Below are 13647 nucleotides of genomic sequence, written 5' to 3' on the forward strand. Positions count from 1 at the left end.
AAAAAAGAATGTGGCGGAGCTTGCAAGGTCTCCGTCACATTTCTCATTACTAATTGCTGTATGAAAAAGTACAATTCAAAATCGCTAACTAAAAGCATTTTCACCCTAATTATCATTGTCCTAACCCAGTTTTTGGTGGGATATGTATTTGCTCAAAATGGAACCATTCGTGGAACCATTTATGAGGAAGCAACAGGCGAACCTTTATTTGGAGTTTCTGTATTGGTTCGGGAGACCGGAACTGGCGCTATCTCTGATTTCGATGGAAAATTTGAAGTTCAAGTAGCACCTGGGAACTACACCCTTCAGATTTCTTATTTGTCCTACACCACTGTAGAGTTAACCGCAGTGACTGTAACAGCTGGAGAAGTGACAGTATTGGACGATATTTTGATGGCTGAAGAAGCCTCAGAATTGGAAACGGTCACGATTGCTGCTTCTGCCATCCGAACTACCGAATCTGCTTTGATGTCTGTTAAAAGAAATGCTGCCAACTTGATGGATGGTATTTCTGCGAGTACATTCCGAAAGATCGGTGATGGAGATGCTGCATCTGCAGTAAAGCGTGTAACGGGTGTTTCCATTGAAGGAGGTAAATATGTTTACGTTCGAGGTTTGGGAGACCGATACACAAAAACCGTATTGAATGGAGTAGACGTGCCAGGTTTGGATCCAGATCGAAACACCATTCAGATGGATATCTTCCCAACCAACGTGATTGATAACATCATTGTATCTAAGTCTTTCACTGCTGAACTTCCAGCTGATTTTACCGGAGGTGTGGTTGATATCGAAACCAAAGATTTCCCAGAAGAAAAAGTTGCTAGAATTGGAATTTCTGGTGGATATAATCCATCCATGCATTTCAATAGCAATTACCTTAGGTATGATGGTGGAAAAACCGACTGGTTAGGTTTTGATGATGGAACTAGAGCTATCCCAACTGGTGGAAGAACAGATATTCCGCAGTATGGTGATGTAGTAGGAAATCCAAATTCCCCAAAGGGATTAGAATACCAACAAATTCTAAATGACTTTAACAAAACCTTGGGAGGTTTTAGAACAAGCTCTCCAATGGATTTAGGACTTAGCTTCTCTTTAGGTAATCAATTGGTAAGACCTAAAGTAACATGGGGTTATAATCTAGCTTTGACATATAAGAATGAGACTGAATTCTATCAGGATGCAGAATTCAACTTGTATGCAAAGCCAAGAGAGTCTTCTCAAGTAGAATTGGAAGCTTTGGAGAGACAAAAAGGTGATTATGGAGTCAATAATGTGTTGGTAGGTGGATTGGCAGGAATTGCCATGAAAACTGATAATTCGAAGTATAAATTGAATTTGATGCACCTTCAAAATGGTGAATCTAAGGCTGGTGAATTTGACTTCATAAATACTAACCTTGGAGCCAACTTTGAAGCCAAGCAATACAACTTGGAGTATTCTCAAAGAAGTTTGACTAGTGTTCTTCTAAACGGAACTCATTATTTGAATGGAAGAGATTGGGAGATCAATTGGAAACTTGCTCCTACCGTTTCTACTATTGAAGATCCAGATATTCGATTCACTCGATTCAGATTGCCAAATAATACCATTTCTACAGAGGTTGGTCTTCCTACCCGAATCTGGAGATCTTTGGAGGAATACAATCTCAACGGTAAACTGGATGTAACTCGTCAGTTGAATCTATTCCAGCGCGATTCCAAGTTGAAATTTGGCGGAAATTATGTCATCAAATACCGAGACTTTAATATCCAAAGTTTCCAGTTTGCAACAGGTAACACGCAATTCACAGGAGATCCTAATGCAATTCTAGATTCTGAGAACTTGTTTTCTGCCGAAAATAGAAATGGTGTTCGATACAATGCGGATTTCATTCCAATCAATCCAAATGAATACCAGTCTATCCTTACAAACGTAGCAGGATATGGATCATTGGAAGCTAGTCCTTCAGATCGATTGAAGGCAATCATGGGACTTCGTGTAGAAAAATACAATCAGTATTACACAGGTACCAACCAAACAGGAACCATCGTATTCGACTTGGTTGAGATGTTAGATGATTTTGACTTCTTTCCTTCTGTGAATTTGATTTACAATCTGAAGCAAAATCAAAATCTGAGATTCTCAGCGTCTAGAACCATCGCAAGACCTTCCTTTAAGGAATTGTCTTATGCTGAAATTTTGGATCCGATTACTGGTAGAACTTTCGTAGGAGGTCTTTATCCTGAAACTACCAATGGGGGTTCTGAAGTATTGTGGGATGGAAACTTGACTCCTACCCGAATCAATAATTTTGACTTGAGATGGGAAGCATTCCAGGAAAGAGGACAGATGTTATCTGTAAGTGCTTTTTACAAGACCTTCGATAAGCCAATTGAAATGGTTCAGTTCCTTTCTGACCCAGGAGCATTCCAGCCTCGAAACGTAGGAAATGGTACTGTTGCAGGTTTGGAATTTGAGTTCAGAAAAGAGCTTTCATTCATTGCTCCAGCTTTGGAGAAATTTAGCTGGAATACCAACGTGACCGTGACTGAGTCCCGAATTAAGATGTCTGAATCAGAATTCCGTTCACGATCTTTAACTGCTCGTGAAGGGGAAGAAGTAAAAGATACTCGAGACATGGCAGGTCAGGCACCATTCATTATTAATACAGGATTGAGCTTCTTGGATTTCAACAGTGGAATTGAAGCAGGTTTATTCTACAATGTACAGGGATCTACCTTGAACTATGTCGGATTTGGAAACCGTACGGATACTTACACAGTACCTTTCCATAGTTTGAATTTCAACTTGAATAAGTCTTTTGGGGCTGACGAAAGAGTTCAAACCAGCTTGGGAGTTTCCAATATCCTAAATGACAAGAGACAGCAAGTATTTAGATCATTCGGTGCACAGGATCAGTTGTTTACAAACCTAGCTCCTGGTACTCGAATCTCCTTTAGCTTTTCTTATTCTTTTTAATTGATTGCTCATAGGTATAGTAGCCGACTCAAGAAATTGGGTCGGCTTTTTTGTTTAAGTTGTAACTTTTGTTTTTCAACTGATCATTGGTTTGTTGTTTCCCCAGAATTGTCCAAATTCATAGAAGTAGGGCTTGTTAAGCATTTTTGATTTATGGCAGACCATTCACACCACCATCACCATTCATCAGGAAAGAACCTAAAGACAGCATTTTTGCTGAATTTGGGCTTTACCATTTTTGAGTTGATTGGGGGATTTTATGTGAATTCTGTAGCGATTGTTTCTGATGCTATCCATGATTTAGGAGATAGTATTTCCTTGGGAACAGCTTGGTATTTGGACGCTAAATCCAAGAAAAAGCCCACTCGTACCTTCAGTTTTGGCTATAGACGCTTTTCTCTATTAGGGGCATTGTTCAATAGTCTAATCCTGATTGTAGGGTCGATCTACGTGATCATCGAAGCCATTGGTAGAATTATAGAACCTGAAGAAGTCAATCCTCAGGGGATGTTGCTTTTTGCGATTATCGGGGTTGGGGTAAATGGTTTTGCTGCGTGGAAAATGAGCCATGGTAAATCCTTAAATGAACGGGTAGTTTCCTGGCATTTACTGGAGGATGTTTTGGGATGGTTTGCCATTTTGGTAGCTTCTGTGATTTTAAATTTCTGGGATATCCCCTATCTCGATCCGGCTTTATCCCTAGGTTTCGGCATGTTTATTCTTTCCAATGTGGTGTTGAGATTAAGGGAAACCCTAATGGTCTTTTTGCAAGGTCATCCTGAGGATGTGGATCGCGAGAAAATTGAGGAGGAGTTATTATCCTTAAAGCAAATTCAATCCATTCATCACATGCATATTTGGTCCCTTGATGGAGAGCATCATGTTTTTAGTGCCCATTTCAAGCTCAAAGAAATTGAGGGGCTAAAGGAATTGATGGAGGTGAAAAATCAGATTAAATCCTGCTTAAAAAAATATCACTTTGAGCATTTGACTATCGAGTTGGAGACTGCGGATGAATGCTGTGAATTTTCCGAAGAGGGAGAATAAAAATCTAGGTTAGTCTTCGAATGATTTCTGACTCATTTGGATATTCCTTTAAAAGCTCATCTTCGGAGAAAAGCTCGAAATCGCGAAAGTCAAATCCAGGAGCCACCACACAAGAAACCAAAGCATAAGAGTCAGATTCTTCTACCGAACTTCCAAAAATGGTATTCGCTGGAACGAGTTGCTGAGGTTGGCAATCCTGATTATCCACAGGCCCTAAACGCAAAATTTCATGACCTTTTTCATTTAAAAGGTGAACATTAAGCGAACTTCCCTCATGCCAAAACCAATGTTCATCGCTCTTGATTCGGTGAAATTTGGATACATTTTCTGAGGTGAGCAAAAAGTAAATTACTGTACTCAGATTCCGCTCACCCGAGTCAGTTTGAATACTTTCAGAATGCCGATAAGTTTCAGTATAATACCCTCCCTCCGGGTGGGGAAGCATCCCAAGTTTATCAACTAAATAAGCGATGCGGTTGGGATAATTCATTAAGCGTATGCCTTTACTAGAATGTCCACGATTCGTTCAGCGGTTTTTCCATCCCACAAAGGAATTCCCTGATATTGTTTCCACTGACCAGCCATGATCTTTTCTAGATAGGGCTTGAGTTTGCTTGGATCAGTGCCGACTAATTCGTTTGTTCCAAGGGTGATTGTTTCCGGTCTTTCAGTATTGTCTCGAAGAGTGATACAAGGAATATTCATTACTGAAGCCTCCTCCGTAATTCCACCAGAGTCCGTGATTACGCCTTTGGCATGTTTTACCAAGTAATTGAACTGCAAATATCCCAAGGGTTCACACATAAAAAGATTCGGGGCTAAAATTCCAATAGCTTGAAGATTTTTGGCTGTTCGGGGATGTACTGGGAAAATAATTGGTAAGCCTCCCGTTCCTTCCAAGATTGCATCAATCATGGCTTTAAGCTTTTGCTCCTGATCCACATTAGCAGGACGGTGCATGGTCATCACAAAATATTCTCCGGGTTTCAAATCAGAAAAGATTTCTCCCTCTGGCTTTTCAAATCTTGGCATTTGTGCCAAAAGGGTATCGATCATGGTATTTCCTACGAAGTGAATTTTTTCTTCAGGAAATCCACTTTTTCGAAGGTTTTGATTTGCAATCTCTGAAGTAGTAAAAAAATGATCGGTGATTGAGTCGGTCACCATCCGATTGATTTCTTCTGGCATGGTCAAGTCTCCAGAGCGAATTCCACCTTCCACATGAGCCACATCCACACAGAGCTTTTTGGCAGCAATGGAGCAGGCTAGTGTACTTGTAACATCGCCCACCACCAAGACCAAGTCGCTTGGGTTCTCCATCAGTTCTTTTTCAAAAGCTACCATGATGGCCGCAGTTTGTTCCGCTTGGGTTCCTCCCCCTCCACCCAAATTGGCATCTGGTTCGGGGATATTTAACTGATCGAAAAAGTCTCCGGACATTTTTTTATCATAATGCTGTCCAGTGTGGATGAGCCTAAAATTGATAGCGGGATCCTTCTCTTTTTGTTTTTGGAGTTGATGGATGATCGGTGCGATTTTCATAAAATTAGGTCGAGCACCGGCTACAATTGTAAAAGTGGGCATATATCAGATCAAATTTTGCCTCAAAAGTAAAAAATTAAGTGGAGGGTACCCGATAATTTGCGCTGAATTCCTTCCCTAATTTTGGCTGCTTTTTTGTTTCTTTGTCATTCATAGATTTTACTCTAATTCATGATTTCAGCTTTTTGGAGAAGAACTTATTGGGTTTTCGTAGTAGGAATTTTTGTCGTATTGACAGCCTGTACGGATACCTTGGAGCGTTCAGAAGTGGTGTACGATAATGACTTTTCCACATTGGATCTGGCCGGATTCGAAAATGGCAAGCTCTTTATATTTCAAAGGGATACCGTAGCAGGATTTTATCATAATGATGAAGTCTCAGTTAGGCTCGAAAATCTTCCTACGCACAATATGTTGAAAGTGACCACGGAGATTTTGGTACACGACAGCTGGGATGGAAATCCAGATGATGGGGTTTCGGGTCCAGATTATTGGTTTTTTGGATTGGACAATACAGAAATATTTCGGACGACTTTCTCCAACTCCCCATGCGAGTCACTTTTCTGTTTGTATCAGTCTTTCCCGAATAGTTTTTTTAGACAGAATACACCAAAAAGTGGAGCTATTCAGACCAATTTACCTGGCTTGTGTTTATTTGGAGCATTTTCCAATTACACTACTCGTTATCGAATTGAGGAGATTATTCCACATACGAATAATGAGGTGAAAATTTTCTGGAACAGTGAATTGAAGCAGGAGGAAAATCCAGATCCAGTCTGTGATGAATCTTGGTCTTTGGCACGGGTAACGGTAGAAGCTTTGGTTGTAAACTGATGAAGAACATGCTACAAAGACGGATTCTTTTCTTATTCTTTTTACTTCTTTTCGGTTTTTCAGAAAAGGCTTTTCTCCAGACCATTCCTTTGGGAATGCCGGTTTTGGATGATTACCTGCGTAGAGCCCAATTATTGGGAAGAGTGGATTCGAGCTCTAGTTGGATGGTTCGTCCAATTTATCCTACAGAAGCTTTTGGTGTCAAGCATGGTTTCGATCTGGATAGTTCGGTCGTAGATTTTGATCAATCCCGCTTTCACAGAAATTTTGGTCCAGAGGGAAAGGGGAAATTTCTTTTGTTGCCAGCAATCTATAAAGCTCAATACAATTCCACCTATGCTTTTGGAGTGAATGATGGGGCTTTTATACCCAATAGAGGATTACAGCAAATTTTATCCGTAGGCGGATATGCTGAGTTTGGAAAGTGGACCTTACAACTACAGCCCGAAATTCTTGTTGCTCAAAACAAGGACTACATTGGTTTTCCCATTGAGCATCAGGCTACGGTTTTATTTTACTATGAATACCTCAATCGTATAGACTCCCCCGAGCGATTTGGAGATAAGGCCTTTAACCGTTTTTACCTAGGACAGTCTAGCTTAAGGTTCAATGTGGAGGAATTTTCTATTGGATTCTCAACAGAAAATCTATGGTGGGGTCCCGGAAGAAGAAACTCCTTGCTTTTAGGAAATAATGCCCCGGGATTCTTTCATTTCACGGTAAATACTCGAAAACCAGTCCAAAGTAGAATTGGCTCATTTGAAGGGCAAATTATTGGTGGTTTCTTAAAATCCACCGAATTTCTTCCGCCTCATTCGGATTATTCCATTCAGGAAAACCCCGTCTATATTCCGAAACGGGAAAATGGAGATCGCTATTTATCCGGTATAGTTTTGACCTATCAGCCTAAATGGGTTCCTGGGCTATTTTTGGGATATGGAGCCACGAACCATCTCTACAGGGATGAAGTCAAAGTGATGGGAGATATTATGCCCATTTTCAATGGCCGAAAAGGTCCTGAGAATGTTCATGATCCTATTCGTGACAAACGCCAACAATTTTCTTCCGGCTTTTTTAGATGGTTGAGTCCTGAGGGGCATTTTGAATTCTATGGAGAATATGGGACGAGAGGAAATAGTCGTCGATTCAATGATTTCCTAATTACTCCAGAGAAAGGGAGAGCATTTACCTTTGGTTTTTCACATTTGATGGCAATGGGGAAACCGGGGAATTATTTTCAGATCAGTTCTGAAATGACCCAAACTGGGCAGACAATCCGAGAAGAAATCCGTCAGCTCCGAACTTGGTATATTCATGATCATGTAAGACATGGATATACGCACCAAGGTCAGGTTTTAGGTGTTGGGAATGGACCGGCAAGCAATCAACTTTTTGTGGAATTTGCATGGGTAAGAGGGATGAATCGCCTTGGGTTCCAAATGGAGCGGATCGTTTACAACAACGACTTTTATTACTATCGCTATGAAGCCTCAAAGGATTTCCGAAATAAATATGTGGATTTAGTTCCTTCTTTGGTGGCTGACTGGCGAATTGGTAATCTAATGGTAAATGGTCGATTCCAATATGTAAATACGCTGAATTACAAATGGTTCTTAGAAAATCAACCGGATCAATATTTCGTTCCTGGCTATGACCGGAAAAATTTCGTTGCCCAGATCGGCTTGAATTATTTGTTCAATTGAAAATTCAGTCTTCTTTTTCCCTTTCCTATTAATTCCTTAAATACTATTTTGGTGAGGGTGCTTTTGGTTTGTGAAGGAAGGTCTGCCGTTGTTATTTCATGAAATATTCCCGCCCAGAGCCCTAACCGTTTGATTGGTGAATGTTTCCATTTATGGGATACTGAGTTCTCATAATAATTTTTTTCGAGTAAGCAATCTTCAATGGTTACAAAAGGACCATAAAAGGCCATTTTCATCAACCAAATCAGGTCTTTGGTGAATTCCTTATGAACCAGGGGCGTTTCTCTCATTGGGAGGATTTTTTTAACAGTGGAACTTCGCTGCAATCCATGATAGGCAGCCCACCAAAACATGGTCTTTCTTTGGAGAATTTCAGAGATTCGTTCTTCTAGCTTTTCGGAATGTCCAAAATTGCTAATTTTTGAATAGGTTATTTTTCCATCCCAATAAGAATTCTTCATTTGAGGACAACAGACAACGGCTTCAGGATTTTGAAGTAAGGCTTCTATTTGCTTGCTGATATAGTTGGGATAGGGGTGGTCGTCATGTGGATTCGTAAAGCAAAAATCAGAAGACTCTGCACTTAACTTCCAAAGTTTCTCTGAGTTTTTCAGCCACCCAAGATTTTTGTCATTAGTTAAAACTTCAAAACGTGAATCTTTTGATGAAAAGGCCTGAGCAATTTCTACTGTCTTGTCAGTAGAACAATCATCACCTATTATGATTTTGAAGTTTGGATATTCGATGGCAGCTAAAGCCAATAGAGTTTTTTCCAAAAATTTTTCTGAATTGTAAGTAGGTACAAAGCCTACCACTTTAGGATAATTCATTATTCCAGAATTGAATTAACAAAATCGACTGCAATCATAGGGGCAGTTGTCAATTTCCCTGTTTCGATAGAGTGATAGTTGCCAACACTCTTAAAGCCTAATTCCGATCTAAAATGGAGGGAGCTTTGAGAATCATCTACGTCGGTTTTTCCATATGCTACGATTGGTCCTGCATCAATGATTTCTGGCTTTGATTCGGAAATTCCCGGATACCACTTATCAATTGCATCTAGAAATTCTGAGGAAAGATTATTGGCAAGTTGAGATGGTACATTTCCCTGTGCTGCCTCTTCCCAATCATCAGGCGGGGCAATATTATGACTCCATCCTCTACATGCAGATGGATACCAGCTTAGATAGGCTTTGTTATTTTTCTGATTTACTACATCCCCAAATTTTCCAATTACCATAGTCGCAGAAGGCATATTAGTTAGTTTTTTTGGTAAGGAAACAATTACCCGGTACTTCAACCGATGCAAAAGTTCGGGAGGAAGAGGAAGGCCCATTTGGTGATCCAAAACATATTTCCCGTCCCAAGCACAATTAATAACATGCTCTGACTTAAGGGTAAAATATTGCTGAAAGGAAGATATTGAAAGGAGAAAATGATCTCCTTTTTGTTCAATTTGATCGACTTTAGACTCGTGAAGTACTTCGATATTTTTATTCGCATAAACCGCTTTGGAGAGGTGTTCTTTTAGCTTTGAAGTGTCCACAGCAAGTTCGGCTGTTTGAAACCCATCCTCTACTACTTCATTTCCGAATATATTTTGAATATGCTTTTGAGGCTTCCTCTGGAATAATTTTTCTGGTCGCGTTCCCAAGTAATCCCAATTTGGATTTAAAATTTTCCATTCTTCAAACTGATCTTGGAGCTTTTGATAGCCTGCTTCCAATTCATCTGCTGACAAAAAAGAATCTTTGGCAACCAAATAATAAAAAGGCTCACTTAGGCCAAGGTTATATGAGTCCTTTCTAATCCATCTTTCTAAGGATTTCCGAAATAATAAGGCACCTTTTAGCATTAAGTAAGGGGTTTTGAATGTAGGGTCATTCATATACACCAAGCCTAAATGGATTTTACCTTCATTTCGGAGGCTGGCTCGATTAAATATGGATTTATCTCTTTCTATGAGGGTGACTTTTTTTCCGTGATTTGCTAATTCTAACGCAATACAACAACCCTGTATCCCGGCACCAATAATTTTGTAATCGGCCATTTGAAAAACTTAGTATTTTCGAGAAAAATACTGAAGTCAGCTAGATAATGAAAGCAGAAAAAGATAAAGTAATCACCATCAGCTATAGATTGATGGTGGATGATGGAGAAACGGGAATGGAATTTTATGAAGAGGTGACATCCGATCAACCTTTTGCCTTTTTGATGGGACATCAACACATCCTTCCCAAACTTGAAGAAGCCCTAGTCGGAAAAGAAGCAGGTGATACTTTTTCAGTTTTTATTGACTTTGAGAATGGGTATGGAGACTATTTTGAGGAGAAGAAAGTGATTATTCCAAAGTCAAACTTCAAAGAAGAGGGAAAGAAAAACCGGGATCTTCTCAAAGTGGGAAATGTCATTCCAATGCAAGATGATCAAGGAAATCAAATGCGGGGTGAGATTATCAAAGTGGATTACTTAGGAGTTCATATGGATTTCAACCCACCTCTTGCAGGTTATGATTTACACTTCGAGGGAAAAATAGAAGGAGTACGAGATGCGGAACCAGAAGAATTGGAGCATGGACATGCGCATGGACCAGGCGGTCATCACCATTAAGCACTGGTAGAAAATAGGGCATTTGCCGTATGGTCTATTTTTGAGTCCCAGTTTACCTTGGCGATTCGTTCACCATGACTATGGACCGTATTTTGACCATTATTCGGCTAGTAGCTCTATTACTCTTTATCTTGGTGTTCTTGTTGTAAAGGAAATTTTTCTAATTCAAGAGCAAGCAGGCTGGGAAATTATGGGGGTGATTAAATCCAGTCTTCAGGGCGCCAATTGATTTTGGTGCCTTTTTTATTTTCTCAAATCAATGCCTAAGGTTTTATAGGCCTGATCAATGGTCAGTTCCCGCAAGCCATCGATTCGCTCAGATGGATAAAGTTCATAGGCCTTTACTAATTGCTGCTCTGATATTCGGTATGCTTGGCGATTGAAGTGAAAAATTGCATCGTTGTAATATTGCAAGCCTGCCAATTCCCGAAGGTTTATGGACCGAAAAATAGTCTTATCACTATAATCGATATCTGGAGAACCGATTCGCTGATTGAGAGAAAGGTATGTAGCTGTTTCTTCGGGTTTATAGGAATCAAGGTATTTTTTCACCTCAGATTGACTTGTAATCATTCCCCCCACCTTCAAAGTGCTCTCCAATACGATTGGTTTATCATCTAGTTTGACGATGCTGAAAACATGGTAATCGGTCTCTATAATTTCATGGTCAAATCCATACCGATCTAAAAGTAATCCTAATACGGCCGTTCCACTCACACAATCAAACTTCCCTTCACTTAGCATTTGATTGAAAGTGGCATGCTGCTCGTATTTCTTGAAGAGTTTTTGATGGGAAGCTTGGAAAGCATAGCGTATGAAGGCCAAAGACTTTCCTTTCTTTTCAAATTTTTGATCCAATTTGGTCAAGAACTCCTCCCATTTAGCCAAAGGTTCTTCACAAGTTGGGCGAACAGCCATCAAAAGAGAAAGCTGGTCATTTTCAGTAAGACCCCTCTTCCAAAATTCTTGTTCTGTTTGAGATTCAAAAGGAAGCTTTTCAGTTTGGATAGACCCTTCCTGCGCTATCACTGAAATTGATAACAGGCTGATCAAACCAAATAAAAGAACCCGCTTTTGCATTTAATTCTATCCTAATGTTAAGAATGTTAATTTAAAGTTAACAATTTGGTAACATTGGATGCAAGCGTTTAGGCTCAATAAATCAAAATAATTATTGATTTTCAGTGAAATAGGGTTCTATTCCTCGATTTTGGGTTGAATTAGATGGTTTTCAAATGATTAATCCAATGTTATGTTTGTTAACATTGTGATAATTATTTACTCATGATGATAAGGTTCTCCACGTAAAATGGTCATCGCCCGATAGAGTTGCTCTGCTAAAAATGGTCGAATCATTTGATGAGAAAATGTCATTTTCGAGAGAGAGATTTTTGAATTGGCTCTTTGGTACACTTCTTCTGAAAAGCCATAAGGTCCTCCGATTACGAGTATAAGTTGCTTGATTCCGCTGTTCATTTTGCTTTGCAAAAAATCCGCAAAATCCATCGAACTGTAGGACTTTCCTCTTTCGTCTAGAAGCAAAACAAAATCCGAGGAATTAATTTTCTTAAGAATCAGCTCACCCTCTTTTGCTTTTTGCTGATTCTGATTGAGTGATTTAGTGTTTTTTAAGTCTGGCATGATTTCCCATTCTATTCGGATATAATGACTTAACCGATCAGTATATAATTCCTGAAGATCAAGAATAGATGGATGATCTGTTTTCCCGATAGCGATAATTTTGATTTGCATAAGAATGAGGTTTATCAGGCAAGTTTACCACTGCTCAAATTTATTTATGTATATACAAATAATCGACAAACAATCTGACAAACAGTCTGTTGACATGATACTAACCAAAATTTACTATCATGAAAAAAACTGTTTTAATTCTGAGCATGGCACTTTTCTTTGTTGCCTCCGCTTTTGCACCAAAAACCACTTCAGTACACGAAGTAGAAGCTGACATTGTGGACTTGGCGGTAAATACTGACTTCCTTTCTACCCTTGTAGCTGCTGTCAAAGCGGGTGACTTAGTAGATGTTTTGAAGGGAGATGGTCCTTTTACTGTATTTGCACCAACCAATGAAGCTTTTGCAGCATTGCCTGCTGGAACTTTAGAAAGTTTATTGAAGCCAGAAAATAAAGATAAACTGGTTTCTATCCTGACTTACCACGTGGTTCCTGGTAAAGTTATGTCATCTGATCTAAAAAATGGCCAAAAAGCGAAAACCGTTCAAGGTGGAGAGATCACTGTAACATTGAAAGACGGAAAAGCAATGATCAATGATGCGACTGTAACGGCTGCTGATATCGAAGCAGATAATGGTGTCGTACACGTGATTGACAAGGTGATTTTGCCAACGATGTAAAAACAAAAATTTCTAATCAAAAAAGCCTGTCTACATTATGTAGACAGGCTTTTTTGATTAGATCAATTCTTTTCTTTTCAAAATTGTTTCTAAAAACTTTCGCTCATTATCCGAATTAAAAATCTTGAAAGGAAGATGAATAAATTGAGCTTTTGAAAGGTATAGGATGAAAGCGTCTTTTCCCATTTCAGCCTTTTTGATCATGTTCCATTGTACTGGCATCCCTTGCTTGGTATTTATCTTCATCAGGATTTGACGTGAGTCAATTTCATAAGCCAGTTTTTCAAAGATGACTTTGTTTTGCTCCATTTGAGTTACTCCTGTAAATTGAATAGCCCAAAAAAGCACATACAAACCATATCCTAACAAGCCTCCAAAAATCCACCATAAGGAAGGAATCCAAAAGTATCCACAGCAAATGGCCAAAGCAATCGGAATTACCCACCACTGCTCTTTCAGCACGTTGACAAGGGCCATTTTAATGTAAGTTCCGGTTGGAAGCTGATATTTTTTAGTTTTGATAATCATCACTTTTATTTTTCAGTGCGCAAATATCCAAGTATCCGAGGGATAAA

Annotated in this window: 13 protein-coding genes; 6 read left to right on the top strand and 7 right to left on the bottom strand. The window is 39.4% G+C overall.

Going from position 1 to position 13647, the window contains the following annotated elements:
- The first annotated feature begins 60 nt into the window (after window positions 1–60).
- Both NY014_RS12045 and NY014_RS12050 read left to right on the top strand, forming a co-directional pair.
- Window positions 61–2964 carry a TonB-dependent receptor gene (locus tag NY014_RS12045; protein ID WP_259414828.1) on the top strand — a complete coding sequence of 968 codons (2904 nt, stop codon included), beginning with the start codon at window positions 61–63 and terminating at the stop codon, window positions 2962–2964.
- Between the two features lie 153 nt (window positions 2965–3117).
- Complete coding sequence (locus NY014_RS12050) at window positions 3118–4011, top strand: cation diffusion facilitator family transporter (protein WP_259414829.1); 894 nt, start codon at window positions 3118–3120, stop codon at window positions 4009–4011.
- A gap of 4 nt (window positions 4012–4015) precedes the next feature.
- On the opposite strand, the gene NY014_RS12055 is transcribed toward NY014_RS12050, so the two are convergent.
- On the bottom strand, window positions 4016–4501 hold the full coding sequence (locus NY014_RS12055) for a cupin domain-containing protein (protein WP_259414830.1): 486 nt from the start codon (window positions 4499–4501) through the stop codon (window positions 4016–4018).
- Entirely contained in the window at window positions 4501–5595 is a 1095-nt protein-coding gene (wecB, locus tag NY014_RS12060) for a non-hydrolyzing UDP-N-acetylglucosamine 2-epimerase (protein ID WP_259414831.1), read from the bottom strand. Before wecB ends, NY014_RS12055 begins: the two co-directional genes overlap by 1 nt.
- Window positions 5596–5724: 129 nt before the next feature.
- Here wecB and NY014_RS12065 point away from each other — a divergent pair, with 129 nt between their 5' ends.
- Both NY014_RS12065 and NY014_RS12070 read left to right on the top strand, forming a co-directional pair.
- Window positions 5725–6387: a hypothetical protein gene (locus tag NY014_RS12065; protein ID WP_259414832.1), complete on the top strand. Its 663-nt coding sequence runs from the start codon at window positions 5725–5727 to the stop codon at window positions 6385–6387.
- Between the two features lie 8 nt (window positions 6388–6395).
- Window positions 6396–8090 (top strand): capsule assembly Wzi family protein, encoded by a 1695-nt coding sequence (locus tag NY014_RS12070; protein WP_354003182.1) that lies wholly within the window; start codon window positions 6396–6398, stop codon window positions 8088–8090.
- On the opposite strand, the gene NY014_RS12075 is transcribed toward NY014_RS12070, so the two are convergent.
- Both NY014_RS12075 and NY014_RS12080 read right to left on the bottom strand, forming a co-directional pair.
- On the bottom strand, window positions 8075–8920 hold the full coding sequence (locus NY014_RS12075) for a glycosyltransferase family 2 protein (RefSeq protein ID WP_259414834.1): 846 nt from the start codon (window positions 8918–8920) through the stop codon (window positions 8075–8077). The genes NY014_RS12070 and NY014_RS12075 overlap by 16 nt on opposite strands.
- On the bottom strand, window positions 8920–10140 hold the full coding sequence (locus tag NY014_RS12080) for an FAD-dependent oxidoreductase (RefSeq protein WP_259414835.1): 1221 nt from the start codon (window positions 10138–10140) through the stop codon (window positions 8920–8922). Before NY014_RS12080 ends, NY014_RS12075 begins: the two co-directional genes overlap by 1 nt.
- A 47-nt stretch (window positions 10141–10187) precedes the next feature.
- On the opposite strand from NY014_RS12080, the gene NY014_RS12085 reads away from it, so the two are divergent.
- Entirely contained in the window at window positions 10188–10700 is a 513-nt protein-coding gene (locus NY014_RS12085) for an FKBP-type peptidyl-prolyl cis-trans isomerase (RefSeq protein WP_259414836.1), read from the top strand.
- Between the two features lie 243 nt (window positions 10701–10943).
- On the opposite strand, the gene NY014_RS12090 is transcribed toward NY014_RS12085, so the two are convergent.
- Window positions 10944–11780, bottom strand: coding sequence for a hypothetical protein (locus NY014_RS12090; RefSeq protein ID WP_259414837.1), 837 nt, complete (start codon window positions 11778–11780; stop codon window positions 10944–10946).
- Window positions 11781–11978: 198 nt separating this feature from the next.
- Entirely contained in the window at window positions 11979–12452 is a 474-nt protein-coding gene (rlmH, locus tag NY014_RS12095) for a 23S rRNA (pseudouridine(1915)-N(3))-methyltransferase RlmH (RefSeq protein ID WP_259414838.1), read from the bottom strand.
- Window positions 12453–12571: 119 nt separating this feature from the next.
- Here rlmH and NY014_RS12100 point away from each other — a divergent pair, with 119 nt between their 5' ends.
- Window positions 12572–13072 (top strand): fasciclin domain-containing protein, encoded by a 501-nt coding sequence (locus tag NY014_RS12100; protein ID WP_259414839.1) that lies wholly within the window; start codon window positions 12572–12574, stop codon window positions 13070–13072.
- Between the two features lie 57 nt (window positions 13073–13129).
- On the opposite strand, the gene NY014_RS12105 is transcribed toward NY014_RS12100, so the two are convergent.
- Window positions 13130–13600 (bottom strand): YcxB family protein, encoded by a 471-nt coding sequence (locus NY014_RS12105; protein ID WP_259414840.1) that lies wholly within the window; start codon window positions 13598–13600, stop codon window positions 13130–13132.
- Window positions 13601–13647 lie beyond the last annotated feature (47 nt).

This window comes from Algoriphagus limi, assembly GCF_024919275.1.
GTDB lineage: Bacteria > Bacteroidota > Bacteroidia > Cytophagales > Cyclobacteriaceae > Algoriphagus > Algoriphagus limi.

Excerpts from the sequence above, each read along its gene's own strand:
- NY014_RS12065 (WP_259414832.1), top strand. The coding sequence starts at position 5,725 with ATGATTTCAGCTTTTTGGAGAAGAACTTATTGGGTTTTCGTAGTAGGA.
- NY014_RS12100 (WP_259414839.1), top strand. The coding sequence starts at position 12,572 with ATGAAAAAAACTGTTTTAATTCTGAGCATGGCACTTTTCTTTGTTGCC.
- NY014_RS12050 (WP_259414829.1), top strand. The coding sequence starts at position 3,118 with ATGGCAGACCATTCACACCACCATCACCATTCATCAGGAAAGAACCTA.
- NY014_RS12090 (WP_259414837.1), bottom strand. The coding sequence starts at position 11,780 with ATGCAAAAGCGGGTTCTTTTATTTGGTTTGATCAGCCTGTTATCAATT.
- rlmH (WP_259414838.1), bottom strand. The coding sequence starts at position 12,452 with ATGCAAATCAAAATTATCGCTATCGGGAAAACAGATCATCCATCTATT.
- NY014_RS12070 (WP_354003182.1), top strand. The coding sequence starts at position 6,396 with ATGCTACAAAGACGGATTCTTTTCTTATTCTTTTTACTTCTTTTCGGT.
- NY014_RS12055 (WP_259414830.1), bottom strand. The coding sequence starts at position 4,501 with ATGAATTATCCCAACCGCATCGCTTATTTAGTTGATAAACTTGGGATG.
- NY014_RS12045 (WP_259414828.1), top strand. The coding sequence starts at position 61 with ATGAAAAAGTACAATTCAAAATCGCTAACTAAAAGCATTTTCACCCTA.
- wecB (WP_259414831.1), bottom strand. The coding sequence starts at position 5,595 with ATGCCCACTTTTACAATTGTAGCCGGTGCTCGACCTAATTTTATGAAA.
- NY014_RS12085 (WP_259414836.1), top strand. The coding sequence starts at position 10,188 with ATGAAAGCAGAAAAAGATAAAGTAATCACCATCAGCTATAGATTGATG.
- NY014_RS12105 (WP_259414840.1), bottom strand. The coding sequence starts at position 13,600 with ATGATTATCAAAACTAAAAAATATCAGCTTCCAACCGGAACTTACATT.
- NY014_RS12075 (WP_259414834.1), bottom strand. The coding sequence starts at position 8,920 with ATGAATTATCCTAAAGTGGTAGGCTTTGTACCTACTTACAATTCAGAA.
- NY014_RS12080 (WP_259414835.1), bottom strand. The coding sequence starts at position 10,140 with ATGGCCGATTACAAAATTATTGGTGCCGGGATACAGGGTTGTTGTATT.